Annotated in this window: 19 protein-coding genes; all 19 read left to right on the top strand. The window is 64.8% G+C overall.

All coding sequences use genetic code 11. From position 1 onward, the window contains the following. Positions 1-2 precede the first annotated feature (2 nt). The 19 genes from B7G53_RS11200 (at position 3) to gshB (ending at position 25,116) form a co-directional block, all read left to right on the top strand. Positions 3-716, top strand: a complete 714-nt coding sequence (locus B7G53_RS11200; protein WP_096667599.1) for a response regulator — start codon at positions 3-5, stop codon at positions 714-716. 160 nt (positions 717-876) lie between these two features. After that, on the top strand, positions 877-2,139 hold the full coding sequence (locus B7G53_RS11205) for an MFS transporter (RefSeq protein ID WP_096667601.1): 1,263 nt from the start codon (positions 877-879) through the stop codon (positions 2,137-2,139). 29 nt (positions 2,140-2,168) lie between these two features. Then, a complete protein-coding gene (locus tag B7G53_RS11210; RefSeq protein WP_096667603.1) occupies positions 2,169-3,797 on the top strand; it encodes an MFS transporter in 1,629 nt (542 codons plus the stop codon). A gap of 42 nt (positions 3,798-3,839) precedes the next feature. Then, complete coding sequence (locus B7G53_RS11215) at positions 3,840-7,658, top strand: nitrate reductase subunit alpha (protein ID WP_096667605.1); 3,819 nt, start codon at positions 3,840-3,842, stop codon at positions 7,656-7,658. Then, positions 7,655-9,187 carry a nitrate reductase subunit beta gene (narH, locus tag B7G53_RS11220; RefSeq protein WP_096667607.1) on the top strand — a complete coding sequence of 511 codons (1,533 nt, stop codon included), beginning with the start codon at positions 7,655-7,657 and terminating at the stop codon, positions 9,185-9,187. The genes B7G53_RS11215 and narH overlap by 4 nt, the downstream gene beginning before the upstream one ends. 3 nt (positions 9,188-9,190) lie before the next feature. Next, entirely contained in the window at positions 9,191-9,898 is a 708-nt protein-coding gene (gene narJ, locus B7G53_RS11225) for a nitrate reductase molybdenum cofactor assembly chaperone (RefSeq protein WP_096667609.1), read from the top strand. Continuing rightward, positions 9,895-10,617, top strand: a complete 723-nt coding sequence (gene narI / locus B7G53_RS11230; RefSeq protein ID WP_096667611.1) for a respiratory nitrate reductase subunit gamma — start codon at positions 9,895-9,897, stop codon at positions 10,615-10,617. Before narJ ends, narI begins: the two co-directional genes overlap by 4 nt. A gap of 39 nt (positions 10,618-10,656) precedes the next feature. Beyond that, on the top strand, positions 10,657-11,517 hold the full coding sequence (locus tag B7G53_RS11235) for a peptidylprolyl isomerase (protein WP_096667613.1): 861 nt from the start codon (positions 10,657-10,659) through the stop codon (positions 11,515-11,517). Continuing rightward, a complete protein-coding gene (locus tag B7G53_RS11240; protein WP_096667615.1) occupies positions 11,514-12,206 on the top strand; it encodes a carbonic anhydrase in 693 nt (230 codons plus the stop codon). The genes B7G53_RS11235 and B7G53_RS11240 overlap by 4 nt, the downstream gene beginning before the upstream one ends. Continuing rightward, the gene (locus B7G53_RS11245; RefSeq protein WP_096667617.1) at positions 12,184-13,452 is read left to right on the top strand and encodes an NAD(P)H-dependent flavin oxidoreductase; all 1,269 of its coding nucleotides are present in this window, start codon (positions 12,184-12,186) and stop codon (positions 13,450-13,452) included. The genes B7G53_RS11240 and B7G53_RS11245 overlap by 23 nt, the downstream gene beginning before the upstream one ends. Further along, positions 13,449-15,872, top strand: a complete 2,424-nt coding sequence (locus B7G53_RS11250) for an adenosylcobalamin-dependent ribonucleoside-diphosphate reductase (protein ID WP_096667619.1) — start codon at positions 13,449-13,451, stop codon at positions 15,870-15,872. The genes B7G53_RS11245 and B7G53_RS11250 overlap by 4 nt, the downstream gene beginning before the upstream one ends. Further along, positions 15,869-17,191: an NnrS family protein gene (locus tag B7G53_RS11255; RefSeq protein ID WP_096667621.1), complete on the top strand. Its 1,323-nt coding sequence runs from the start codon at positions 15,869-15,871 to the stop codon at positions 17,189-17,191. Before B7G53_RS11250 ends, B7G53_RS11255 begins: the two co-directional genes overlap by 4 nt. 11 nt (positions 17,192-17,202) lie before the next feature. After that, on the top strand, positions 17,203-17,883 hold the full coding sequence (locus B7G53_RS11260) for a nitroreductase family protein (protein WP_096667741.1): 681 nt from the start codon (positions 17,203-17,205) through the stop codon (positions 17,881-17,883). Positions 17,884-17,895: 12 nt separating this feature from the next. Further along, positions 17,896-18,300, top strand: a complete 405-nt coding sequence (locus B7G53_RS11265) for a ribonucleotide reductase subunit alpha (protein WP_096667623.1) — start codon at positions 17,896-17,898, stop codon at positions 18,298-18,300. Positions 18,301-18,385: 85 nt separating this feature from the next. Further along, positions 18,386-18,883, top strand: coding sequence for a hemerythrin domain-containing protein (locus B7G53_RS11270; RefSeq protein ID WP_096667743.1), 498 nt, complete (start codon positions 18,386-18,388; stop codon positions 18,881-18,883). 111 nt (positions 18,884-18,994) lie between these two features. Further along, positions 18,995-20,248, top strand: coding sequence for a glutamate-5-semialdehyde dehydrogenase (locus B7G53_RS11275; RefSeq protein WP_176491344.1), 1,254 nt, complete (start codon positions 18,995-18,997; stop codon positions 20,246-20,248). A gap of 282 nt (positions 20,249-20,530) precedes the next feature. Next, positions 20,531-21,826, top strand: a complete 1,296-nt coding sequence (gene gshA, locus B7G53_RS11280) for a glutamate--cysteine ligase (protein ID WP_096667627.1) — start codon at positions 20,531-20,533, stop codon at positions 21,824-21,826. A gap of 292 nt (positions 21,827-22,118) precedes the next feature. Beyond that, entirely contained in the window at positions 22,119-23,987 is a 1,869-nt protein-coding gene (locus tag B7G53_RS11285) for a potassium transporter Kup (protein WP_096667629.1), read from the top strand. Positions 23,988-24,174: 187 nt separating this feature from the next. Further along, entirely contained in the window at positions 24,175-25,116 is a 942-nt protein-coding gene (gshB, locus tag B7G53_RS11290; RefSeq protein ID WP_096667631.1) for a glutathione synthase, read from the top strand. Positions 25,117-25,142: the final 26 nt, after the last annotated feature.

Raw genomic sequence — 25,142 nt, forward strand, 5'->3', positions numbered from 1 at the left:
ACATGACGATGCCCATTGCCCTGCTGGTGGTCGACGACCACACCCTGTTTCGCCGCGGTCTCGTCGCGCTGCTCTCGCAGGACGGACGTTTCCATGTGGCGGGCGAGGCCGGCGACATCGGCGAGGCGTTGCGCTGCGTGGAACGCAGCAAGCCGGACCTGATCCTGCTGGACAACCACCTGCCGGGTGTGCTGGGTGTGGACGGCATCGCGACGCTCAAGGACGCGGCACCCGGCACCCGCATCCTGATGCTGACGGTGAGCGAGAACGAGGACGACCTGTCTGCCGCGCTGCAGGCCGGCGCCGACGGCTACCTGCTGAAAACCGTGGAACTCGATCGCCTGTCGGAGTCCATCATCAAGGTGCTGGACGGGGAGTCGGTGGTCAGCCCGGAAATGATGACCAAGCTGGTGGCTGCCTTCCGGTCCAAGGCCCCGTCGACCGCCAATGGCGCGGTCGCTGCGGTCAATGGCGGCCGCAACGGGGAGCTCCCGGTGCCGGGCCCGCAGGAGGATTCGGCCATCGCGCTGCTGTCGGCGCGCGAGCGCGAGGTGCTGGCGCTGATCGCGTGCGGCGACAGCAACAAGGTGATTGCCCGCAAGCTCGACATCGCGGAGACGACGGTGAAGATTCACGTCCAGCACATCCTGCGCAAGCTGCAGCTCAGTTCGCGGGTGCAAGCGGCTGTATACGCGGCGGGCCGGGAGCTTGGTTGACAAAGATCAAGCCCGGGGCAGCTTGAGCCGGCCCTAGTTCTTCAGAACGATGGCGGCGCAGGCCGCCATCGCTTTTCCGGCCCCATCACCACGTTCCAAAGGAGGATATTCAAGGGGGCGGAAAAGGCCGACAGTCATGCCATGTGTCTGGAGAAACAACATGGCCTCTGAACTGGGCAATTCAAGAAAAGCATGGTCGGTGCTGATTGTCAGCACGCTCGCGTTCACCGTCTGTTTCATGGTCTGGATGATGTTCGGCGTGATCGGCATCCCGATCAGGAAGATGCTCAACCTCAATGCCACCGAGTTCGGCCTGCTCGCGGCCACGCCGGTGCTGACGGGCTCCCTGATCCGCGTCCCGCTGGGCATCTGGACCGACCGCTACGGCGGCCGCATCGTCATGGCGATCCTGATGGCCATCACCGTGCCCGCGATCTGGCTCATGAGTTACGCCACGGCCTACTGGCACTTCCTGGTGATCGGCCTGTTTGTCGGCCTGGCCGGGGGCTCCTTCTCGGTGGGCACGCCCTATGTGGCGCGCTGGTTCCCGAAAAACCGCCAGGGCATGGCGATGGGTGTGTACGGCGCCGGCAACTCGGGTGCCGCCGTCAACAAGTTTGTGGCGCCGGTGTTGCTGGTGGCCTTTGGCTGGGCCATGGTGCCGCAGGTGTATGCGGTCATCATGCTGGCGGCGCTGGTGCTGTTCTGGCTGTTCAGCTACAGCGACCCTTCGCACCTGGTGCCCAGCCACGTCAAGTTCAGCGACCAACTCAAGGCCTTGAAGGACCCGAAAGTCCTCAAGTACTGCCAGTACTACAGCATTGTGTTCGGCGGTTATGTGGCCCTGTCGCTCTGGATGGTGCAGTACTACGTGGGTGAGTTCGGCCTCGACATCCGCGTGGCGGCGCTGCTGGCAGCCTGTTTCTCGCTGCCCGGTGGCGTGCTGCGCGCCTTTGGCGGCGTGTTGTCCGACAAGTACGGCGCGCACAGCGTGACCTGGTGGGTGATGTGGGTGAGCTGGGTCTGCCTGTTCCTGCTGTCCTACCCGCAGACCGACTTCACCATTCTCACGGTCAATGGCCCGGCGACCTTTCACATCGGGCTGAACGTCTACACCTTCACCGCGCTGATGTTCATTCTGGGCATTGCCTGGGCCTTCGGCAAGGCCAGCGTTTTCAAATACATCAGCGACGACTACGGCGCCAACATCGGCGCGATCAGCGGCATTGTCGGGCTGGCCGGCGGCCTGGGCGGTTTTGTGCTGCCCATCATCTTCGGCGGCCTGATGGACCTGACGGGCATCCGCTCCAGCGCCTTCATGTTCATGTACGGCGTGGTCTGGGTCTCGCTGATCTGGATGTACTGGACCGAGGTGCGCCGCACGGAAGTCATGGGCAAGAACGCGTCCGGCGCACAGGCCTGAAACAGACCCCTTTTTTTCGAGGAAGCACCATGAATACCAAAACCAGTTCCAGCGTTGACATCACCGACTGGCGTCCCGAGGACGAGCAGTTCTGGGAAAGCACCGGCAAGCGCATTGCCTACCGCAACCTCTGGATCTCCGTGCCCAGCCTGCTGTGCGGCTTTGCCGTCTGGGGCATGTGGGGCATCATCACCGTCCAGATGCTCAACCTGGGCTTTCCCTTCACCCAGGCCGAACTCTTCACGCTGACGGCGATTGCGGGCCTGGCCGGTGCCACCATGCGCATTCCGGCCTCCTTCCTGATCCGGCTGGCCGGCGGGCGCAACACCATCTTCCTGACGACGTCCATGCTGCTGGCGCCGGCCATCGGCACCGGCATCGTGCTGCAACACCCCGAGTGGCCGCTGTGGTCCTTCCAGCTGATGGCGCTGTGGTCGGGCGTGGGGGGCGGCAACTTCGCCAGTTCGATGTCCAACATCAGCACCTTCTTTCCGAAGCGCTTGCAGGGTACGGCGCTCGGCCTCAATGCGGGTCTGGGCAACTTTGGCGTCACCGCCATGCAGGTGGTCATTCCGCTGGTGATGACCGTCGGCCTCTTCGGCAGCTTCGGTGGCGAATCGATGACGCTGGTCAAGGACAGCGGCTGGATCCTCGGAAAAATCACGGCCGGAACACCCACCTGGATCCAGAACGCCGGCTTCGCCTGGCTGCTGTCGCTGGTGCCGCTGTCGGTCATCTGCTTCTTCGGCATGAACAACCTGACCACCGTCTCGCCCGCCATCGGCGGCACGATCCCGGCCTTCCTCAAAATCATCTGGCTCTACACCCTGTCGTTTGTGCCGGCCGGTGTCGGGCTGTATCTCTACCTGCCCAAACCCACCGGGCTGGGCTTGCTCAACATGTGGATCGCGATGCCGCTGATCGTGGTCAGCACCCTGATGGTGCTGAAGGTGACGGCCTTCGGCCCGATGAAGGAAGCGATCGCCAAGCAGTTTTCCATTTTCAGCAACAAACACACCTGGTCGCTGACCCTGCTCTACATCGTGACCTTCGGTTCCTTCATCGGTTTTTCGATGGCCCTGCCGCTGGCCATCACGGTGATTTTCGGCATCAGCCACGTGCCGGACGCCGCCGGCGTCATGCAGCACACGCTGAAGAACCCGAACGCACCGTCGGCGCTGACCTTTGCCTGGATCGGCCCCTTTGTCGGCGCGCTGATCCGGCCCGTGGGCGGCTGGGTCTCGGACAAGGTCGGCGGCTCCATCGTGACGCAGATCATCTCCGCCGTCATGGTGGTGGCCTCGGTGGCCGTGGGTTACGTCATGCTGCTGGCCTACAAGTCGGCCACGCCCGAGCAGTACTTCCTGATCTTCATGGTGTTGTTCGTCGTGCTGTTTGCCGCCAGCGGCATCGGCAACGGCTCCACCTTCCGCACGATTGGCGTCATTTTCGACCGCCAGCAGGCCGGCCCCGTGCTGGGCTGGACCTCGGCCATTGCCGCCTACGGCGCCTTCATCGCCCCGGTGGTCATCGGTGCGCAGATCAAGGCCGGCACGCCGGAAAACGCCATGTACGGCTTTGCCATCTTCTACGCCCTGTGCCTGGTGCTGAACTGGTGGTTTTATCTGCGCCGCGGCGCCGAGATCAAAAACCCCTGACCCGCCGCTGGGCCCGCTTTTACCGTTTTACCGGAGAATCAAATGAGTCACTTTCTGGATCGACTGAGCCACTTTTCCAACCCCCGGGAATCCTTCTCCGGGGAGCACGGCGTCACCACCGCCGAAGACCGGACCTGGGAAGACGCTTACCGCAACCGCTGGGCGCACGACAAGATCGTGCGCAGCACCCATGGCGTCAACTGCACGGGATCGTGTTCGTGGAAGATCTATGTCAAGGGCGGCATCGTCACCTGGGAAACCCAGCAGACCGATTACCCGCGCACGCGCTGGGACATGCCCAACCACGAGCCGCGCGGCTGCGCGCGCGGGGCCAGCTACAGCTGGTACCTGTACAGCGCCAACCGCGTGAAGTACCCGATGGTGCGGGCGCGCCTGCTCAAGCACTGGCGCGAGGCGCGCTTGACGCTGCCGCCGGTTGAGGCCTGGGCGGCCCTGGTGCAGGACGACGCCAAGCGGCGCGACTACCAGAGCGTGCGCGGGCTCGGCGGTTTTGTGCGTTCCAGCTGGGACGAGGTCAACGAGATCATTGCGGCCTCCAATGTCCACACGATCAAGAAGCACGGCGCCGACCGCATCATCGGTTTCTCGCCGATCCCGGCGATGTCCATGGTCAGCTACGCCTCCGGGTCGCGCTACCTGTCGCTGATCGGCGGCGTGTGCATGAGTTTTTACGACTGGTACTGCGACCTGCCTCCGTCGAGTCCGCAGGTCTGGGGCGAGCAGACCGACGTGCCGGAATCGGCCGACTGGTACAACTCGGGCTTCATCATCGCCTGGGGCTCCAACGTGCCACAGACGCGCACCCCCGATGCGCACTTTTTTACCGAGGTCCGCTACAAGGGCACCAAGACCGTCGCCATCACGCCCGATTATTCCGAGGTCGCCAAGCTTTCCGACCTGTGGCTGCACCCGAAGCAGGGCACCGACGCCGCGGTCGCCATGGCCATGGGCCATGTGATCCTGAAGGACTTCTATTTCGGCGGCAACGGCAAGCCGCGTTCGGCCTATTTCGACGACTATGCGCGCCGCTACACCGACCTGCCCATGCTCGTCATGCTCAAGGAGCACCAGCTGGAAAATGGCGAAACCGTCATGGTGCCGGACCGTTATGTGCGTGCATCCGACTTCAACGGCAAGCTGGGCCAGGCGAACAACCCCGAGTGGAAAACCGTGGCCTTCGACGCGCAGGGCAAGGTCGTGCTGCCGCACGGCGCCATCGGCTTTCGCTGGGGCCCGGATGGCCGTGCCGACGCCGGGCAGTGGAACCTGGAGTCGAAAGAGGCGCGCCAGGGCGACGAGGTCACGCTCAAGCTGTCGGTGATGGAGGGTGATGCGGCCAGCTCCGACAGCGCCAAGGTGGGCTTTCCGTACTTCGGCGGCATCCACCATGACCATTTCCAGAACAACGAGCAGGGCGATGTGCTGGTGCGCACGGTGCCGGTGCAGCGCATTTCGCTCGGCAAGGCCGGCGAGGAGCGCTCGGCCCTGGTCGCGACGGTGTTCGACCTGCAGGTTGCGCAATACGGCATTCCCCGCGGCTTGCCCGGTGAACTGGCCGCCGCCGACTTTGACGACAATACCCCCTACACCCCGGCCTGGCAGGAACAGATCACCGGTGTGCCGCGCGACCAGGTGATCGCCGTCGCACGCCAGTTTGCCGACAATGCCGAAAAGACCGAAGGCCGGTCCATGGTCATCATCGGCGCCGGCATGAACCACTGGTACCACAGTGACATGAACTACCGCAGTGTCATCAACATGCTGATGATGTGCGGCTGCATCGGCAAGAGCGGCGGCGGCTGGGCGCACTACGTGGGCCAGGAAAAACTGCGGCCGCAGACCGGCTGGACGCCGCTGGCCTTCGCGCTCGACTGGATCCGCCCGCCCCGGCAGATGAATTCGACCAGCTTCTTTTATGCGCACACCGACCAGTGGCGCTACGAGAAGCTCGGCGTGGACGAGGTACTGTCGCCGCTGGCCGACAAGAAGCTCTACGGCGGCAGCATGATCGACTACAACGTGCGGGCCGAGCGCATGGGCTGGTTGCCGAGCGCACCGCAATTGCAGACCAACCCCATGCAGGTGGTCAAGGACGCGCAGGCCGCGGGCCTGGACGCGAAGGACTATGTCGTCAAGTCACTCAAGGACGGCTCGCTCAAGATGAGCTGCGAGGACCCGGATCATCCGGACAACTGGCCGCGCAACATGTTTGTCTGGCGTTCCAACATCATCGGGTCGTCGGGCAAGGGCCATGAGTATTTCCTCAAGCACTTGCTGGGCACCAGCAATGGCGTGCAGGGCAAGGACCTGGGGGCCGAAGAAGGCAAGCCCGAGGAAGTGGTCTGGCACGACAAGGCGCCCGAGGGCAAGCTGGACCTGCTGGTCACGCTCGACTTCCGCATGAGCACGACCTGCCTGTACTCCGACATCGTGCTGCCGACCGCGACCTGGTACGAAAAGAACGACCTCAACACCAGCGACATGCACCCCTTCATCCATCCGCTGTCCACCGCGGTGGACCCGGTGTGGCAATCGAAAAGCGACTGGGAAATCTACAAGGGCTTCGCGAAAAAATTCAGCGAGCTGTGCGAAGGCCATCTCGGTGTCGAGAAGGAAATGGTGCTCACCCCGGTGATGCACGACTCGCCGGGCGAGCTGGCCCAGCCTTTTGACGTCAAGGACTGGAAACGTGGCGAGTGCGAACTGGTGCCTGGCAAGACGGCGCCCCAGATGCAGGTGGTCGAGCGCGACTACCCCAACGTCTACAAACGTTTCACGGCCGTCGGCCCCCTGCTCAACAAGGTGGGCAACGGCGGCAAGGGCATTGCCTGGAACACCGAAACTGAAGTGCGGCAGCTCGGCGAACTCAACGGCCTGGTGACCGAACCCGGCGTGACCCAGGGCATGCCGCGCATCAACAGCGACATCGACGCCTGCGAAATGGTGCTGCAACTCGCACCCGAAACCAACGGCCACGTGGCGGTCAAGGCCTGGGCGGCGCTCGGCAAGCAGACCGGCCGTGAGCACACCCATCTGGCGCTGCACCGCGAGGACGAGAAGATCCGCTTCCGTGACATCCAGGCGCAACCGCGCAAGATCATCAGCTCGCCGACCTGGAGCGGCATCGAGTCGGAAACCGTGTCGTACAACGCCGGCTACACCAATGTGCATGAACTGATCCCATGGCGCACCCTCACCGGCCGCCAGCAGTTCTACCAGGACCACCCGTGGATGCTGGCTTTCGGCGAGGGCCTGGCCAGCTACCGGCCGCCGGTGAACCTGAAGGCCACCGCCGGGGTGCACGGCATCCGTTCGAACGGCAATGCCGAAATCCTGCTGAACTTCATCACCCCGCACCAGAAGTGGGGCATCCACTCGACCTACACCGACAACCTGTTGATGCTCACGCTGAGCCGGGGCGGGCCCATCATCTGGCTCAGCGAAGACGATGCCAAGCGCATCGGCGTGGAAGACAACGACTGGATCGAGGCCTACAACGTCAACGGCGCGATTTCCGCGCGGGCGGTCGTCAGCCAGCGCGTCAAGCCCGGCATGGTGATGATGTACCACGCGCAGGAAAAAATCGTCAACACCCCGGGTTCGGAGATCACCGGCCAGCGCGGCGGCATCCACAACTCGGTGACACGCATCGTGCTCAAGCCGACCCACATGATTGGCGGCTACGCGCAGCTCTCCTGGGGCTTCAACTACTACGGAACCATCGGCACGAACCGCGACGAATTCGTCGTGGTGCGCAAGATGGACAAGGTGGACTGGCTGGACACGCCGCTTGGCGACGAGCGGGCATTCGCCGTACAACAACTGGGAGAAGCAGCATGAAGGTACGCGCACAAATCGGCATGGTGCTGAACCTGGACAAGTGCATCGGCTGCCACACCTGTTCGGTCACCTGCAAAAACGTCTGGACCAGTCGGCCCGGCATGGAATATGCCTGGTTCAACAACGTCGAAACCAAGCCCGGCATCGGTTATCCCAAGGAGTGGGAAAACCAGGACAAGTGGAACGGCGGCTGGGTACGCAAGGCCGACGGCTCCATCGAGCCGCGCCAGGGCGGCAAGTGGAAGCTGCTGATGCGCATCTTCTCCAACCCGAACATGCCGCAGATCGATGACTATTACGAGCCCTTCACCTTCGACTACGACCATCTGCACTCGGCGCCGGAAATGCAGGCCACGCCGACGGCACGGCCACGCAGCCTGATCACCGGCAAGCGCATGGAGAAGATCGAATGGGGCCCGAACTGGGAAGAGATCCTCGGCGGCGAGTTTTCCAAGCGCAGCAAGGACGCCAACCTGGCGAATTTCGACCAGGTCCAGAAAGACATGGTGGGCCAGTTCGAAAACACCTTCATGATGTATTTGCCGCGTCTGTGCGAGCACTGCCTGAACCCGGCCTGCGTCGCGTCCTGCCCGTCGGGCTCGATCTACAAGCGCGAGGAAGACGGCATTGTGCTGATTGACCAGGACAAATGCCGCGGCTGGCGCATGTGTGTCTCGGGCTGCCCGTACAAAAAGATCTATTACAACTGGAAAAGCGGCAAGGCCGAAAAGTGCACCTTCTGCTACCCGCGCATTGAAGCCGGCCAGCCGACCGTCTGCAGCGAAACCTGCGTGGGCCGCATCCGTTACCTCGGTGTGGTGCTGTATGACGCCGACCGCATCCAGGAAGCGGCCAGCGTGGAAGACGACAAGGACCTGTACCAGGCCCAGCTCGACATCTTCCTCGACCCGAACGATCCGAAAGTGATTGAGCAGGCGCGCAAGGACGGCATCCCCGAAGCCTGGCTGGAAGGCGCCCGCCGCAGCCCGGTTTACAAGATGGCTGTGGAGTGGAAGGTGGCGCTGCCGCTGCATCCCGAGTACCGCACGCTGCCCATGGTCTGGTACGTGCCGCCGCTGTCGCCCATCACCTCGGCGGCCAACGCCGGCCAGATTGGCATCAACGGCGAGCTGCCCGACATTGCGCAGATGCGCATTCCGGTGCAGTACCTGGCCAACCTGCTGACTGCCGGCGACACGGCCCCGGTGATCCGTTCACTGCAGCGCATGCTGGCGATGCGGTCCTACCAGCGCAGCAAACATGTGGACCAGGTGCAGAACCTGGCGGTGCTGGAACAGGCCGGGCTGACCGTGGCCGAGGTCGAGGAGATGTACCACATCATGGCGATTGCCAACTACGAAGACCGCTTCGTGATTCCGAGCACCCACCGCGAATACGCCGAAAACGCGTTCGACATGCGCGGCGGCTGCGGCTTCACCTTCGGCAATGGGTGCTCCGACGGCGCCAGCGACGGCAGCCTGTTCGGTGGCAACAAGAAACGTACTATTCCCATCAAGGTGGAGGTCTGAACCATGGCACTTTTCAACAACACCCCCCCTGTGGCTTCGAAGAGCCTGCGCGTGCTGGCCCGGCTGCTTGCTTATCCCGACGCCGAGCTGCGCAGCCATCTGGGCGCGCTGCGCGAGGCGCTGCACGAAGAGCGTGCGCTGGAGCCGCTGCGGCTGGCCGAGCTGGATGGCCTGATCGAGGCGCTCGCGCTTGCGCCGGCGCTGGAAACCGAAGCGGCTTATGTCGAGTTGTTCGACCGGGGCCGCGCCACCTCGCTGCACCTGTTCGAACATGTGCACGGCGACTCGCGCGATCGCGGGCCGGCCATGATCGACCTGGCGCAGACCTACGAGAAGGCCGGCATGTACCTGGCCGAAGGCGAGATGCCGGATTTCCTGCCGGTGGTGCTCGAATTCACCTCGACCCAGCCACCACGCGAGGCGCGCGAGTTTCTGGCCGAGATGGCGCATATCTTCAATGCGATTTTCGCGGCGCTGCAGCAGCGCGAAAGCGCCTACGCCTGCGTGCTGGGGGCCTTGCTGGAGCTCGCCGGGGAGAAGGCCCAGCCGGTGCAGATCGCGGCGGAAGAAGCTATCGACGCGGTCTGGGAAGAGCCGGTCGTCTTTGATGGCTGCTCGTCCAAAGGCCAGGCCAGGCCGGACCAGCCGCAACCGATCCACATCGTGCCGCACGTGCGCAAGGCACAGCCCACCCAAGGAGTACAAGCATGAGCCCCGGACTGCACGGATTTCTTTTTGGTGTCTACCCCTACATCTGCCTGACCGTGTTCCTGCTCGGCAGCCTGATCCGCTTCGATCGCGACCAGTACACCTGGAAAAGCGACTCCTCGCAGCTGCTGCGCACCGGCCTGCTGCGCTGGGGCAGCAACCTGTTCCACGTGGGCATCCTGTTCCTGTTCTTCGGTCACCTGGTCGGCCTGCTGACACCTCACGCGTTGTATGGTTTCTTCATGGACGCCGCGACCAAGCAGCGCATGGCGATCTACGCGGGCGGCGTTGCCGGCGTCATCTGTTTCATCGGCCTGTCGATGCTGATCTACCGCCGCATGTTTGACCCGCGCATCCGCTACACCAGCCACAAGACCGATCTCGCGATCCTGCTGATCCTGTGGACGCAACTGGTGGTGGGTCTGATCACCCTGCCGTATTCGTGGGGACATGCCGATGGCAGCGTGATGCTGATCCTGGCCGAATGGGCGCAGCGCATTCTGACCCTGCGCGAGGTGGACTCTGCAGCGCTGGCCGTCCTGCCCTGGCCCTACCTTTTCCACATCGTGTTCGGGATGACCATCTTCCTGCTGTTCCCGTTCAGCCGCCTGGTGCATGTATGGAGCGGCTTCGGGTCGGTCACTTACCTGTTCCGGCCCTACCAGGTGGTGCGCAGCCGCCGCCTGGGCGTCCCCGGGGCCAAGTCGCCCGGCAGCCGCTAAACCGTTACGCACTGCAAGAAACGAAACGAGGTTCCCTCCATGACGACACAGACGCTTTCTTCACCCGCCGCCGCCCAGGGCTGTGGCAGCGGTTCCTGCCAGTGTGCGGCTACCGCAGCCCAGCCCGCCGTGCCGGAGGCCTTCATCAATGGCATCGCCCTGCATGCACCCGGGCAGCGTCCGGACACGGCCACGCTGCGCGAACTGGCCTACACCGAACTGCTGCGCCAGCAGGCGGTGTCGCAAGGCCTGCTGCCGCGCCACACCGGTTTGACCACCCCGGAGCTGGGCCAGGCCGAACGCGAAATCATTGAGGCCATGGTGGACCGGCAGGTGGTCAGCCCCCAGCCGAGCGACGCCGAAGGCCGGCGTTATTACGAGGCCCACAAGGCGCAGTTTCTGGTCGGCCAGGCGTTGCACGTGCGGCACATCCTGTTTGCCGTCACGCCCGGTGTCAACGTCCAGGCCCTCACCGTGCATGCCGAACGCGCCTTGCTGGAGCTGTCGCACAAGGGGGTGTCCCCGGCGCGTTTTGCCCAGTTGGCCGCCGAACTGTCCAACTGCCCGAGCAGCGCCCAGGGCGGCGACCTCGGCTGGATCACGCCGGACGACTGCGCGCCCGAACTGGCGACGGAGCTGTTTCACCTGCAGCATGCGCAAACCGGCACCGGTGTGCATCCGCGCCTGTTCCACACGCGTTTCGGTTTTCACATCATCGACGTGCTGGAGCGCCGCAGCGGCACCCAGCCCGCCTATGAGGAGGTGCGCGAGCGCATTGCCGCCCTGTTGACCATGCAGTCGCGCGCCCGGGCCCTGCACCAGTACATGAGCTTGCTGGTGGGGGAGGCAGAGGTCGAAGGTATTGCCCTGGAAGGGGCTGATTCGCCGCTGGTCCAATGACTGAAGACGTCGCAAGCGCGGACGAGTTGCTGCTTCGCTTGCGGCGTTTTCACTCCGACTATTTCCCGCTGCACCAGCAGCGCTTCCAGGACCTGGTGGCGCAGGGTCAGCACCCCAAGACCCTGTTCATCGGCTGCTCGGATTCGCGGGTGGTGCCCTACCTGCTGACCGGTGCCGGCCCGGGCGAACTCTTCATCGTGCGCAATGTCGGGGCGTTTGTGCCCCCTTACGACGGCTCGCATGGCTTGCACGGCACAATGGCGGCGATCGAGTTCGCGGTGCTCAGCCTGCATGTCGAGCGCATCATCGTCTGCGGCCACAGCCACTGCGGCGCCATCCGGGCCGCCTATGAAGGTGTGCCCGAGGAAGCCGTGGCCCTGCAGGCCTGGCTCAAGCTGGCCACCGAGGCCTTGCTGCCGGTCCAGGCCAGCCCCGAGGCCCTGCGCCGCACCGAGCAGCGTGTCGTGGTGCTGCAGCTCGAGCGCCTGATGGCCTACCCCATGGTGCGGCGCGAAGTCGAGAAGGGCACCTTGACGCTGCATGGCTGGCATTACGTGATTGAGGACGGTGAAATCCACATCTTTGATGTACGGCAAGGAAGTTTTGTGCCCGCTGCGATAGCCTCCAACAGTGGCACTGGCCCGTATCAACCTTATGTGGAGCACGATGGACAAATCATTAGCGACTGACCTGGCCGTCAAGGCAAGCGTCGATTCGGCGGCGGCCGCCGCGATACTGCAGACACTTGCCCACGATTCGGGCTTGCGGCCCTGGCGGCTGGGCGGCAGGGAGCTGGTTCCGGTGGTGCAGGGCGGCATGGGTGTGTGTGTGTCGGCCGGTGGCCTGGCCGGCGCGGTGGCCCGGCTGGGCGGGGTCGGCACGGTGTCTTCCGTGGACTTGCGGCGCCTGCATCCGGACCTGATGGCCAAAACGGGCCACCTGGACAAGGAACCCGATGCGAAAGCGCTGATCAATGCGGCCAATCTCGAGGCGCTGGACCGCGAAATCCGCCGCGCGCGCGAGCTGGCACAAGGCCGCGGCCTGATTGCCGTGAACATCATGAAGGCGCTCGGCGCCTACGAGGACTACGTACGCCAGGCGCTGGCCAGCGGAGCTGATGCCCTGGTGGTCGGCGCCGGCTTGCCGCTGGACTTGCCGGAGCTGGCGCGTGACTACCCCCAGGTCGCGCTGATCCCCATCCTGTCGGATGCGCGGGGCGCGCAATTGCTGGTGCGCAAGTGGCAGAAAAAGGGCCGTCTGCCCGACGCCATCGTGATCGAGCACCCGGGCCTGGCCGGCGGTCATCTGGGCGCGGCGAAGGTCGCGGACCTGCATGATCCGCGCTTCGATTTCGAGGTGGTCATCCCGCAGGTGCTGGAATTCTTCAAGACAGCGGGCATCGAGCGCGAGATTCCGCTGATTGCCGCCGGCGGCATCAATTGCCGGGACGACATCCAGCGCCTGCAGGCCCTGGGCGCTTCGGCGGTGCAGCTCGGAACGGCGTTTGCCGTGACTCAGGAATGTGATGCCGATCCCGCCTTCAAGAAGGTGCTGGCCGAAGCCAAGCCGGAAGACATGGTGGAGTTCATCAGTGTGGCCGGCCTGCCGGCGCGCGCGGTGCGCACGCCCTGGCTGGACAAATACATCCGGCTCGAGCCCAAACTCCAGGCGGCGGCCCATGTCAAGGCCAAATGCAACATGTCGTTTGACTGCCTGGCCCACTGCGGCCTGCGCGATGGCGTGGCCACCATGGGCCAGTTCTGCATCGACCAGCAGCTCGGCCATGCGTTTGACGGCAACACGCGCAAAGGCCTTTTCTTCCGTGGTGCTGCCCGCCTGCCGTTTGGCGACCAGATCCGTTCGGTGCAAGAATTGATGCAATGGCTGCTCGGCGGAATCCGGCCAGCAGCGTCCCTCGCAGGAGCACAAGCATGAAACGCGATCAATTCGGCCGGCCCCAGGACCTGACAGCCACCCAGCCCATCAGCCAGGACGTGCTGAAGGAAAAATACCTCAAACCCGGCGAGTCGGGTGTGGAAGACCTGTACCGGCGCGTGGCGCGGGCCCTGGCCTCGGTCGAACCCGAAGCGGAGCGCGCCAAACACGAGGCCCTGTTCCTCGAGAACCTGCACGCTGGCGCCATCGGCGCCGGCCGCATCATGAGCGCGGCCGGCACGGCCATCCAGGCCACCCTGATCAACTGCTTTGTGCAGCCCGTGGGCGACTGCATCCAGGGCGTCGATGACGGCGGCTACCCCGGCATTTACGAGGCCTTGCGCGAAGCCGCCGAAACCATGCGGCGTGGCGGCGGCGTGGGTTACGATTTTTCACGCATCCGGCCGCGTGGCGCCGAGGTCAAGGCCACGGCCTCCATGGCCTCGGGTCCGTGCAGCTACATCAATGTGTTTGACCAGTCCTGCTCCACCGTGGAAAGCGCGGGTTCACGGCGCGGCGCGCAAATGGGCGTGCTGCGTATCGACCACCCCGACGTGCACGAGTTCATCACCGCCAAGCGCACGCCCGGACGCTGGAACAACTTCAATGTCTCGGTCGGCATGCCGGACGCGTTCATGCACGCCCTGGCCGACGACCAGCCCTGGGAGCTGGTGCACAAGGCCAAACCCGGTGCGCCGCTGATCGCGCAGGGTGCGTTCCAGCGTGCCGACGGCCTCTGGGTTTACCAGACGGTGGCGGCGCGCGAGTTGTGGGACACCGTGATGCATTCGGCCTACGACTTCGCCGAGCCCGGCATCCTGTTCCTGGACCACATCAACCAGGACAACAACCTGCGTTATTGCGAGGAAATTGCGGCGACCAATCCCTGCGGCGAGCAACCGCTGCCGCCTTATGGCTGCTGCGACCTCGGGCCCATCATCCTCACGCGTTTTGTGCGCCAGCCCTTCGGCTTCAATGGCGCGCCCGACTTTGATTTTGAGGCTTTCGCCAAGTCGGTGACCACCCAGGTGCGGGCGCTCGACAACGTGCTGGACCTGACTTTCTGGCCGCTGCCGCAGCAGCAGGCCGAGTCGGCGGCCAAGCGCCGCATCGGCGTCGGTTTCACCGGCCTGGGCAATGCGCTGGCGATGCTGTGCCTGCGTTACGACGCGCCCGAGGGCCGCGAGATGGCGGCGCGTATTGCCGTCGCCATGCGCGACGCCGCCTACGCCGCCTCGGTCGCGCTGGCGAAAGAAAAAGGCGCGTTTCCGAAGTTTGACGCCAACGGCTATCTTGCCGCAGGCACCTTTGCCAGCCGCCTGCCGGCCGCCCTGCAACAGGCCATTCGCGCCAACGGCATCCGCAACAGCCACCTGCTGTCGATTGCGCCGACCGGCACGGTCAGCCTGGCGTTTGCCGACAACGCGTCGAACGGCATCGAGCCGCCGTTTTCGTGGATGTACCGGCGCAAGAAACGCGAGTCTGACGGCAGCACCACCGAATACGCGGTGGAAGACCATGCCTGGCGCCTGTACCGCGAACTCGGCGGCAATGTGGACAAGCTGCCCGGCTACTTTGTCTCGGCGCTCGAGATGTCGGCGGACAGCCACATTGGCATGATGGAAGCGGTGCAGCCCTTTGTGGACACGGCGATCTCCAAAACCGTCAACGTGCCGGCCGACTACGCCTACGAGGATTTCAAGAGCCTGTACCAGCAGGCCTGGCGCGCCAGGCTCAAGGGCCTGGCCACCTACCGGCCCAATGCGATTCTGGGCTCGGTGCTGGAAACCCATGCGCCCGCCGCCGCGGTGGCCGCAGCGGTGCCCCTGGACCCGATGCGCACGGTGATCGAAAGCCGTCCCAAGGGCGCCCTGTCGGCGGTGGCCGAAAAGGTCGACTACTGGACGCAGGAAGGGCACAAGACGCTCTACATCGTGGTGTCTTTCCTGCCGGTGCCCTCGGCCAGCGGCGAGGGCACGGTCGAACGTGCCATCGAATTTTTCATGCCAGTAGGCCAAAGCGGCGAGTCGCAGCAGTGGATCACCTCCAGCATGCGCATGCTGTCGCTGGCCGCGCGCGGCGGCTTCCTCGAGCGTGCGCTCAGCGACATGCGCAAGGTCGCCTGGGACCGGGGCCCGGTGCGGCTGGGCACCTATGAGAAGGCCGACGGCACACGCGTGCCGCTGTGGCACGACTCGGAAGTCGCGGCCATTGCCTATGCGGTGCAGAACATCATTGCGCGCCGCGCCCAGCAGGGCGTTGCCAGCGTCGCAGCCGTGGTGGAGCCCCAGGTCGACATGGCGCTCGCGCCGCCGGTGATGGCGGGCAAGAAGTGCGGCGAATGTGGCGCCCACGCGGTGATCCGCAAGGACGGTTGCGACTATTGCACCCAGTGCGGCCACCTGGGCGTTTGCGGATGACTGAGCGCCCGGTCATCGCCTTGCGGGTGAGGCCGGGCAAACCCACGGCCAGCGAACGGGCCAGGGTGGACCGCCGCTGGCGCGCCAGCCATCTGCTGCTGGCGCCGCACCGGCTGGGTTTTTTCCTGGCCATGGTGGTGCTGGTGGCCGCAGGCGGCTGGTGGGCGTTGGTACAGCTGGACCGCCTCAGTCCCGTGTTGAGCCTGCCTTATGCGCTGTCGCCCTCGCTGGCCCATGGCGCGGTCATGACCTTTGGCTTCATTCCGCTGTTTTTTGCGGGTTTTCTGTTCACCGCCGGGCCCAAATGGCTGGGCGTGCAGCCGTTGGCGCCCCGGCAGCTTCGGGTGCCACTGCTGCTGCAGGCCACCGGCTGGCTGCTGTGCCTGGCCGGCGCGCACCTGCATGGCCTGACGGCCTTGGCCGGGCTGGTGCTGGCCTGCGCAGGTCTGGCGTGGGTGACGGCCCTGTTCTGGGGGCTGATCCGGCGCAGCCGGGCCGACGACCAGGTACATGCGCGCACGGTGGGTGCGGCCTGCATCGTGGGCTGCCTGAGCCTGGCCGGCCTGGCGCTCGGTCTGCTGCTGGGCGAGCCCGACGTGGCGCGCGCCTGCATCCTCACCGGCTTGTGGGGGTTTGTGGTGGTGGTCTACGTCTCGGTGGCGCATCGCATGATTCCGTTTTTCACCGCCAATGCCCTGCCGCGCATTGACGCCTGGCGCCCGTTCTGGGTGTTGTGGCTGATGCTGGCCGTCGCCGCGACCGAGGTCGTGGCCGTGTGGGTCGAGCTGGACGGCCCGCTGCAAGGCACGGCGGGCATGCTCTGGCGGGTGGTGCGCGGGGCCTTCGAGCTGGCCGCGGGCGGCGTGCTGCTCTGGCTCGCTGTCGCCTGGGGGCTGCTGCAAAGCCTCAAGAACCGTCTGCTGGCCATGCTGCACATCGGGTTTTTCTGGCTCGGCCTGGCGCTGGTGCTCGGGGGCCTGTCGCAGTGGCTGGGCCTGGCGCAGGACGCGCCGGTGCTGGCCCTCGGCTCGCTGCATGCGCTGACCATGGGTTGCCTGGCGTCGCTGATGCTGGCCATGGTCACGCGGGTGTCCTGTGGCCACAGCGGCCGCGCGCTGGTGGCCGACAACCTGGTCTGGACGCTGTTCTGGCTGCTGCAGGCCGCGACGCTGCTGCGCATTGCCGCTGCCGCGCAAACGGCCCGCGCGGGCTGGCTGCTGCTGGCGGCCGCCCTGTTGTGGGCCGGCGTCATGGGAGTGTGGGGTGTGCGGCTGGGCAACTGGTATGGCCGCCTGCGTGCCGACGCACGGCCGGGTTGAGGCGCTTAATGATGAAGCTGCTTGCCGTCCCGGCCCCGTTGCCCTTGTCCACCGCGCCAGACCACGATCCGGCCAGCCTGGCGGCGACGCTGATGCAGTCGCGCCAGACCATTTTGCCCAAACGCCTGCTGGCACCCGGTCCCGATGCGAAGCAGCTCGGCATGATCCTGAACGCGGCGGCCACGGCGCCCGACCACGGGCAGCTGCAACCCTGGCGCCTGGTGCTCGTGCCGCAGGCGGCGCGCGCGCGGCTGGCCGAGGTATTCGGTGCGGCGCTGATGGCGCGTGACGCCCAGGCTACTGCGGAGCAGCTGGCGCAGGCGCGCGAAAAAGCGCACCGTGCCCCCTTGCTGATGCTGGTGGTTGTCGATGGCCAGTGCGGCGATGCGGAGATCGACCTGGCCGAACGCACCGTGTCTGCCGGCTGCGCGATCCAGAACATGCTGCTCATGGCCACCGCATTGGGGTATGGTTCGGCATTGACCAGTGGCAAGGCGCTGAAGTCCGACGGGCTGCGCACCCTGTTTGGCCTGGCGGCCAGCGAACAGGCGCTGTGTTTTGTCAGCATCGGCACGGCCCAGTCGCGCAAGCCCGCGCGCCTGCGCCCTGTGCCGCCGGATTTTGTAAGCAGCCTTTCTGCCGACGGGGACGCGCCGGGGCGCGAACCGGCGGATTTTTTTTATTCCCTGTGACTGGATGGATTCATGGACATTCTGAGTTTTGATGACCTGCTGCAGGCGGCCCGGGCCCAGCCCGAGCCGCAGCGCCTGCTGTTTGTGTTCACCGGTGTGGAGCTGCCCGAGGACAGCACACCGGTGCAGCGCGAGCGTTTTGAAGCCGGCCAGGGCGGTGCGCTGGTGCCGCTGATGTGTGTGGACAAACGGCCGGAGGAACTGAGCTCGTTTGCCGCGCTGGTGCAGGAGTCCAGCCAGTTCGGCCACAACTGGGGCCTGGTGTTTGCGGCCGCCCTGTCGGGCTCGGTGAACCGCGCGCCCACCACCGAAGATGCCGAGGAGCCGCTGCAGCGCATGGTCGAGTCCATCAAGCAGGGCCAGATTGGCGCTTTCATCCCGTTTGACCCGCAGGGCCAACCGGTGCAGTTCGGCTGACATGGGCACCGTGCGCCGCAGTGCGCGGACGCAGGCCTTGCCCGGCGTTTATGCGCCCGGGGCGGGTTTTGAAGCGCCTTTCGAGATGCTGGGCGCCTGCCACGAGCGGGTCGAGCGCATGCTGGCCTTGCAGGCCCGCCTGCAGCAGCACCTGCTGGCGCACGGCTGCGACGATGCCGCGCGGCAGGCCGCGCGTGACGTGATGCGCTACTTCGACCTCGCCGCACCGCTGCACCACCAGGACGAGGAACTGCACGTGTTCCCGCCGCTGCTGGCAGGGCCGGACGCCGGCCTGCGCACCTTGGTGCAGCGCCTGCTGCAGGACCACCGCGACATGGAAGCCGCCTGGCCGATGGCGCGCAGCGTGCTGCAGGCCGTTGCCGACAGCCCGGCTGCGGACTGGACGCCGCTGGACCGCGACCGGACCGCTGCGCTGAACCGGTTCGCCGCGCTGTATGTGCGCCACCTGGCAGACGAGGACCAGCTGGCCTACCCTGCGGCGCAGGCCACGCTGACGGGTGACGCCCTGCAGGCCATGAGCCAGGACATGATGCAGCGCCGCGGCGTGCCCGCCCGGAAGTGACGGCTGTGCTCCCCGGCGCATGAATACGGGCAAAATAGGGCCATGAACGCGCCCGATCTTTCCAACACGCTGGCCCGAACCGGCCACGCCGATCCCGAACTGGCAGGCCTGATGGCGGTCATGGGTGCCAAGGCAAAATCGGCCTCGGCCCAGACAGCAAGGGTGCCTGCAGCTATCAAAAACAGAGCACTCCTGACGCTGGCCGGCTTGCTGCGCCAGAACATCGCGCCCTTGCAGGCGGCCAACCAGCGCGACCTCGAACGGGCGGCCGCGGCCGGCCTGGCCGGTCCCATGCTGGACCGCCTCAAGCTGGGAGCCAAGGACATTGCCACGGTGGCCGCGGGGTGTGAGCAGCTCGCCGCCATGCCGGACGTGATCGGCGAGATCATCGGCATGAAGCAGCAGCCCAGCGGCATCCGCGTCGGCCAGATGCGGGTGCCCATCGGCGTGTTCGGCATGATTTACGAAAGCCGGCCCAACGTCACGATCGAAGCCGCGTCGCTGGCCATCAAGAGCGGCAACGCCTGCATCCTGCGCGGCGGCTCCGAGGCGATCGAGTCGAACAAGGCGCTGGCGGCCCTGGTGCACCAGGCCTTGCTGGATGCCGGCCTGCCGGCAGAGGCCGTGCAGCTGGTCCCGACCATCGACCGTGCGGCGGTCGGCCTCCTGATCACCATGCCGCAGTATGTGGACGTGATCATTCCGCGCGGCGGCAAGGGCCTGATCGAGCGCATCAGCCGCGACGCGAAAGTGCCGGTCATCAAACACCTGGACGGCAACTGCCATGTCTATGTGGACGACCCCTGCGACATGGCCATGGCCGTGGCTGTGGCCGACAACGCCAAGACCAGCAAATACAGCCCCTGCAACGCCAGCGAAGGACTGCTGGTGGCGCGCGGCGTGGCGGCAGACTTCTTGCCGAAAATCGGCGCCATCTACGCCGCCAAAGGGGTGGAGATGCGCTGCGACGCCGAAGCCCGGGCGATGCTTGCAGGCGTGCCGCAAGCCGTGGTCCAGCCCGCCAGCGAGCAGGACTGGTACGAGGAATACCTGGCGCCGGTCATCAGCATCAAGGTGGTGGCCGGGGTGGACGAGGCGATTGCCCACATCAACCAGTACTCCAGCCACCACACCGATGCCATCCTCACGCGCGACCACATGCATGCCCAGCAGTTCTTGCGCGAGGTCGATTCGGCCAGCGTCATGGTGAATGCGAGCACCCGCTTCGCTGATGGCTTCGAGTTCGGCCTGGGTGCCGAAATCGGCATCTCCACCGACAAATTCCATGCCCGCGGCCCGGTCGGCATCGAGGGCCTGACCTCGCTGAAATACGTGGTGCTGGGCAACGGGGAAGTGCGGCTGTGAGAGGCGCTTTTCCAGGTTTTTCAGGCTTTGCCGGTCGCACCAGGCTGGCCGCCTTTGTCATGGCGCTTCTCGCCTCACCGATGGCGCGCCAGGCCGGTTCAGCCCGGCAACCGCCAGGGCGCTGCTTCACCGGCGGCTCGAGGGCGCAAAATAATAGCTAGCAGCGCGGCGGGGTCCGCCGGTCGCCCCTTGGGGGGAAACGACCCGGCGCCTCGCCTTGAATGCGGTGTGATCGCCTCCACCTCCTAAAACTCGTTACCAATACTTATAAAAGAAGGCTGCATGGTTCCGCATCTCATCACTGCCCTGAACGGCCCGATCAACGAACTCGAGCAGCGCATCCTGGACACCACACCGGCGATCGAGCGCTGGTTCCGCCTCGAGTGGATGGAGCATACGCCGCCGTTTTACAGCTCGGTCGATGTGCGCAACGCCGGTTTCAAGCTGGCGCCGGTGGACACCAACCTGTATCCCGGCGGCTGGAACAACCTGACGCCGGAAATGCTGCCGCTGGCGGTCCAGGCGGCGATGGCGGCGATCGAGAAGATCTGTCCCGAGGCGCGCAACCTGCTGGTCATTCCTGAAAACCACACGCGCAACACCTTCTACCTGGCCAACATCCTGCAGCTCAAGCGGATTTTTCACCAGGCCGGGCTCAACGTGCGTTTTGGCTCGCTGAGCCCGGAAATCACCGAGCCAACCACGCTGACCCTGCCCACCGGCGAGCAGATCACGCTGGAGCCGCTGGTGCGCACCGACCGGCGCCTGGGGCTGAAAAATTTCGACCCCTGCACCATCCTGCTCAACAACGACCTGTCGGCCGGCATTCCCGGCATGCTGGAAGACCTCAACGAGCAGTATTTGCTGCCGCCGCTGCATGCGGGCTGGTCGGTGCGGCGCAAGTCGCGCCATTTCCAGGCCTATGAAGAGGTGTCCAAGCGTTTCGGCAAGCTGCTGGGCGTGGACCCCTGGCTGATCAACCCGATGTTTGCCAAGTGCGGCGAGGTCAACATCGCCGAAGGCACGGGCATGGACTGCCTGACCACCAACGTCGACGCGCTGCTGACCAAGATCAAGCGCAAGTACAAGGAATACGGCATCAACGAAAAGCCGTTTGTCATCGTCAAGGCCGACAACGGCACCTGCGGCATGGGCATCATGACGGTGCGCGACGTCAAAGACCTCGACGAGCTCAGCCGCAAGACCCAAAACAAGATGAGCACCACCAAGGACGGCCAGCAGCTGTCCGAGGTCATCATCCAGGAAGGGGTGCAGACCCACGAACGCATCAACGACGCGGTGGCCGAGCCGGTGGTTTACATGATGGACCGTTATGTGGTTGGCGGCTTCTACCGCGTGCATGCCGACCGCGGCATCGACGAAAACCTCAACGCCCCCGGCGCCAGCTTCGTGCCGCTGGCGTTTGCCGAAAGCGGCCGCCTGCCGCAGCCTGGCGTCAAACCCGGCTCCAGCGGGCCGAACCGCTTTTACATGTACGGCGTGATCGGCCGGCTGGCCATGCTGGCCGCCAGTTACGAGCTGGAAGCCACCGACCCGAACGCCGAGGTGTATGACTGAAAAAGGGCCCACGCGGCCCTTTTTCATGCCCTTTTGGCCTCCAGCCATTGATGGGCGGGCACCGGAAGCTATCAAAAAAAGAGCGAATTTTTCCCCCTGCCAGGGGGATAAAAAAAACGGCCGCTTCGCGCCGTTGTTACAAGTTGTTGCAGTGCAACAAAATACCGGATTCTCGCAATTAGGGGTCTGCGCTGACTTGCCAAGTGCCGGACGAGGCGCAAAATAGCGTTCCTCATGGCAACCCTTCCCGCCGCTGGCACCTGTCTGATCCAGCCCAAGCGGGAATTTTTTTGTGTCCAGTAAAAAATCATCACTTGCGGCGCTGACCCTGGGCGCCGTCGGCGTCGTCTACGGCGACATCGGAACCAGCGTCCTGTATGCCATCAAGGAAGTCTTCGGCTCCGGGCACGTCGCTTTCACCCCTGACAACGTTTACGGCATCCTGTCCATCTTCTTCTGGACACTGACCGTGATCGTCTCGATCAAGTACGTGTTGCTGGTGCTGCGTGCCGACAACAACGGCGAGGGGGGGCTGGTCGCCATGCTGGCGCTGGCCTCGCAGGCGGTCAAGGACAAGCCGGAGCTGCGGCGGGTTCTCCTGATCATCGGCATTTTCGGCACCTCGCTGTTTTACGGCGACGGCGTGATCACGCCCGCCATCTCGGTCCTGTCCGCGGTCGAAGGTCTGGAGGTCATCTCCCCGGCCTTCGAAAAGTACGTGATCCCGGCCACGCTGGTGATCCTGTTTGCGCTCTTTGCCGTGCAAAAGCGCGGTACCGCCGGCATCGGCAAGTTTTTCGGCCCCATCACGCTGGTCTGGTTTGCCGTGCTGGCAGTGCTGGGCGCGGCGCAGATCATCACCAACCCCATCATTCTCAAGGCACTGAGCCCGCATTACGCCGTGATGTTCATGTGGTTCAACCCGGGGACGACCTTCATCATTCTCGGCGCGGTGGTGCTGTGCGTGACGGGCGCCGAGGCCCTGTATGCCGACCTCGGCCACTTCGGCAAGAAGCCGATTCGCCTGGCGTGGTTTGCCGTGGTCATGCCTGCCCTGACCCTGAATTATTTCGGCCAGGGCGCGCTGTTGCTGAGCAACCCGGAAGCGGTGAAAAACCCCTTTTACCTGATGGCCCCGGATTGGGCGCTGGTGCCGCTGGTGCTGCTGGCCACCATGGCGACGGTGATCGCCTCGCAGGCGCTGATCACGGGCGCCTTCAGTGTCACCAAACAGGTGATCCAGCTGGGTTACCTGCCGCGCCTGAATATCGAGCACACCAGCGTGCGCGACACCGGGCAGATCTACATTCCGCTGGTGAACTGGGGCCTGTTTGTCACCATCGTGCTGGCCGTGGTGATGTTCCGCTCGTCAAGCAACCTGGCGGCCGCCTACGGCATCGCCGTCTGCACCGACATGCTGATCACGACCATCCTGACGTTCTATGTGATCCGTTATGGCTGGAAATACCCCTTGTGGCTCTGCCTTTCCGCCACCGGTGTCTTTTTCGTCGTGGATTTCGCCTTCTTCGCCTCCAACCTGATGAAGCTGTTTGCCGGCGGCTGGTTTCCGCTGGTCATTGGCGGGATCATCTTCACGCTGATGATGACCTGGAAGCAGGGGCGGGCCTTGCTCAACGAGAAACTGCGTGCCGATGCGATCGACCTGCCCAGCTTCCTGGAAGCGGTGTTCATCAGCCCGCCGGCCCGCGTGGAAGGCACGGCGGTGTTCCTGACCGCCGAGCCGGGCGCCGTGCCCAATGCGCTGCTGCACAACCTCAAGCACAACAAGGTGCTGCACGAGCAGAACCTGTTTGTCACGGTACGCAACCATGAGGTGCCATGGATCGGCATGGACAAGCGGCTCGCGATCGAGTCGCTGGGCCACAACTGCTGGCAGGTGGTGATTCACTACGGTTTCAAGAATGACCCGGACCTGCCCAAGGCGCTGGAGCAGATGCGCACGCGCGGCTGCGAACTGGACGTCATGACGACCAGCTACTTCCTCTCGCGCGATGTGGTGGTGCCCTCCATAGGCAGCGGCATGGCGCCGTGGCGCGAGAAGCTGTTTGCGCAGATGCACCACAACGCCAGTGGCGCGGCGGACTTCCTCAACCTGCCGAACAATTCGGTGGTGGAGCTGGGCAGCAAGATCGAGATTTGATCTTGATGTTTTGTGGCGTTTGCCCCATGGATTTGGGTGCAAGCAGCTATGAAATTTGTAGCATGAATTTCCTCGTGCTTGTCATCCCGGACGTGATCCAGCCGGCGCGATGGCGCTATTTGTACAACAATACCGGCAGCGTACTGCCTGAGCAGTCCCGACCCCCTTTTACTGATGGACCCCGTTCATGGATATTCTTTTCATTGCCGACCCGCTGGCCTCCTTCAAGATCTACAAGGACACCACCTTTGCGATGATGCGCGAAGCGCAGCGGCGCGGCCATCGCATCAGCGCCTGCGAGCAGCAGGACCTGATGTGGCAGCGCGGTGCACCCGTGATGGCCCATGTGCGCGACATCACGCTGACCGGCGACGCGCAGGAGTGGTTCACCGAGCGCGGCACGCGCCAGGTCGCGCTGAAAGACGTCGACGCCATCCTGATGCGCAAAGACCCGCCGTTCGACAGCGAGTATTTCTACGCCACCCACCTGCTGGAGCAGGCCGAGCGTGACGGCGCGCGGGTCTTCAACAAGCCGCGCGCGCTGCGCGACCACCCGGAAAAACTCGCCATCATGGAGTTCCCGCAGTTCATCGGCCCCACGCTGGTGACGCGCGACCCCGAGGACATCAAGCGTTTCCACGCCGAACACCAGGACATCATCCTCAAGCCGCTGGACGGCATGGGCGGCATGGGCATTTTCCGCGTCGGGCCCGATGGGCTGAACCTGGGCTCCATCACCGAAACGCTGAACCGCCACGGCGCGCAAAGCCTGATGGTGCAGAAGTTCCTGCCCGAGATCGTCAAGGGCGACAAACGTGTGCTGATCATCGGCGGCCGGCCCGTGCCGCACAGCCTGGCGCGCATCCCGCAGGGCAGCGAGGTGCGCGGCAACCTGGCGGCCGGCGGCCTGGGCGTGGCGCTGCCCCTGTCGGCGCGCGACCGCGAGATCGCCGAGGCGCTGGGCCCCATCCTGCACAGCCGCGGGCTGCTGCTGGCCGGGGTCGACGTGATCGGCGACTGCGTGACCGAGATCAATGTCACCAGCCCGACCTGCTTCCAGGAAATTTTCGACCAGACCGGGTTCGACGTGGCGGCGATGTTTGTCGATGCGCTCGAAGCCACCCTCTGAAACAGGAAAAAAACGGCGCTGGCCCA

Source organism: Polaromonas sp. AET17H-212, assembly GCF_002379085.1.
In the GTDB taxonomy this organism is placed as follows: Bacteria; Pseudomonadota; Gammaproteobacteria; order Burkholderiales; family Burkholderiaceae_C; genus Polaromonas.

What these genes read in the sequence shown, in the direction of transcription:
- B7G53_RS11255 (WP_096667621.1), top strand. Translation starts at nt 15,869, where the DNA reads ATGACTGAGCGCCCGGTCATCGCCTTGCGGGTGAGGCCGGGCAAACCC.
- B7G53_RS11260 (WP_096667741.1), top strand. Translation starts at nt 17,203, where the DNA reads ATGAAGCTGCTTGCCGTCCCGGCCCCGTTGCCCTTGTCCACCGCGCCA.
- B7G53_RS11200 (WP_096667599.1), top strand. Translation starts at nt 3, where the DNA reads ATGACGATGCCCATTGCCCTGCTGGTGGTCGACGACCACACCCTGTTT.
- gshB (WP_096667631.1), top strand. Translation starts at nt 24,175, where the DNA reads ATGGATATTCTTTTCATTGCCGACCCGCTGGCCTCCTTCAAGATCTAC.
- gshA (WP_096667627.1), top strand. Translation starts at nt 20,531, where the DNA reads ATGGTTCCGCATCTCATCACTGCCCTGAACGGCCCGATCAACGAACTC.
- narH (WP_096667607.1), top strand. Translation starts at nt 7,655, where the DNA reads ATGAAGGTACGCGCACAAATCGGCATGGTGCTGAACCTGGACAAGTGC.
- B7G53_RS11235 (WP_096667613.1), top strand. Translation starts at nt 10,657, where the DNA reads ATGACGACACAGACGCTTTCTTCACCCGCCGCCGCCCAGGGCTGTGGC.
- B7G53_RS11240 (WP_096667615.1), top strand. Translation starts at nt 11,514, where the DNA reads ATGACTGAAGACGTCGCAAGCGCGGACGAGTTGCTGCTTCGCTTGCGG.
- B7G53_RS11270 (WP_096667743.1), top strand. Translation starts at nt 18,386, where the DNA reads ATGCTGGGCGCCTGCCACGAGCGGGTCGAGCGCATGCTGGCCTTGCAG.
- B7G53_RS11215 (WP_096667605.1), top strand. Translation starts at nt 3,840, where the DNA reads ATGAGTCACTTTCTGGATCGACTGAGCCACTTTTCCAACCCCCGGGAA.
- B7G53_RS11205 (WP_096667601.1), top strand. Translation starts at nt 877, where the DNA reads ATGGCCTCTGAACTGGGCAATTCAAGAAAAGCATGGTCGGTGCTGATT.
- B7G53_RS11250 (WP_096667619.1), top strand. Translation starts at nt 13,449, where the DNA reads ATGAAACGCGATCAATTCGGCCGGCCCCAGGACCTGACAGCCACCCAG.
- B7G53_RS11275 (WP_176491344.1), top strand. Translation starts at nt 18,995, where the DNA reads ATGGCGGTCATGGGTGCCAAGGCAAAATCGGCCTCGGCCCAGACAGCA.
- B7G53_RS11265 (WP_096667623.1), top strand. Translation starts at nt 17,896, where the DNA reads ATGGACATTCTGAGTTTTGATGACCTGCTGCAGGCGGCCCGGGCCCAG.
- B7G53_RS11245 (WP_096667617.1), top strand. Translation starts at nt 12,184, where the DNA reads ATGGACAAATCATTAGCGACTGACCTGGCCGTCAAGGCAAGCGTCGAT.
- B7G53_RS11210 (WP_096667603.1), top strand. Translation starts at nt 2,169, where the DNA reads ATGAATACCAAAACCAGTTCCAGCGTTGACATCACCGACTGGCGTCCC.
- narI (WP_096667611.1), top strand. Translation starts at nt 9,895, where the DNA reads ATGAGCCCCGGACTGCACGGATTTCTTTTTGGTGTCTACCCCTACATC.
- narJ (WP_096667609.1), top strand. Translation starts at nt 9,191, where the DNA reads ATGGCACTTTTCAACAACACCCCCCCTGTGGCTTCGAAGAGCCTGCGC.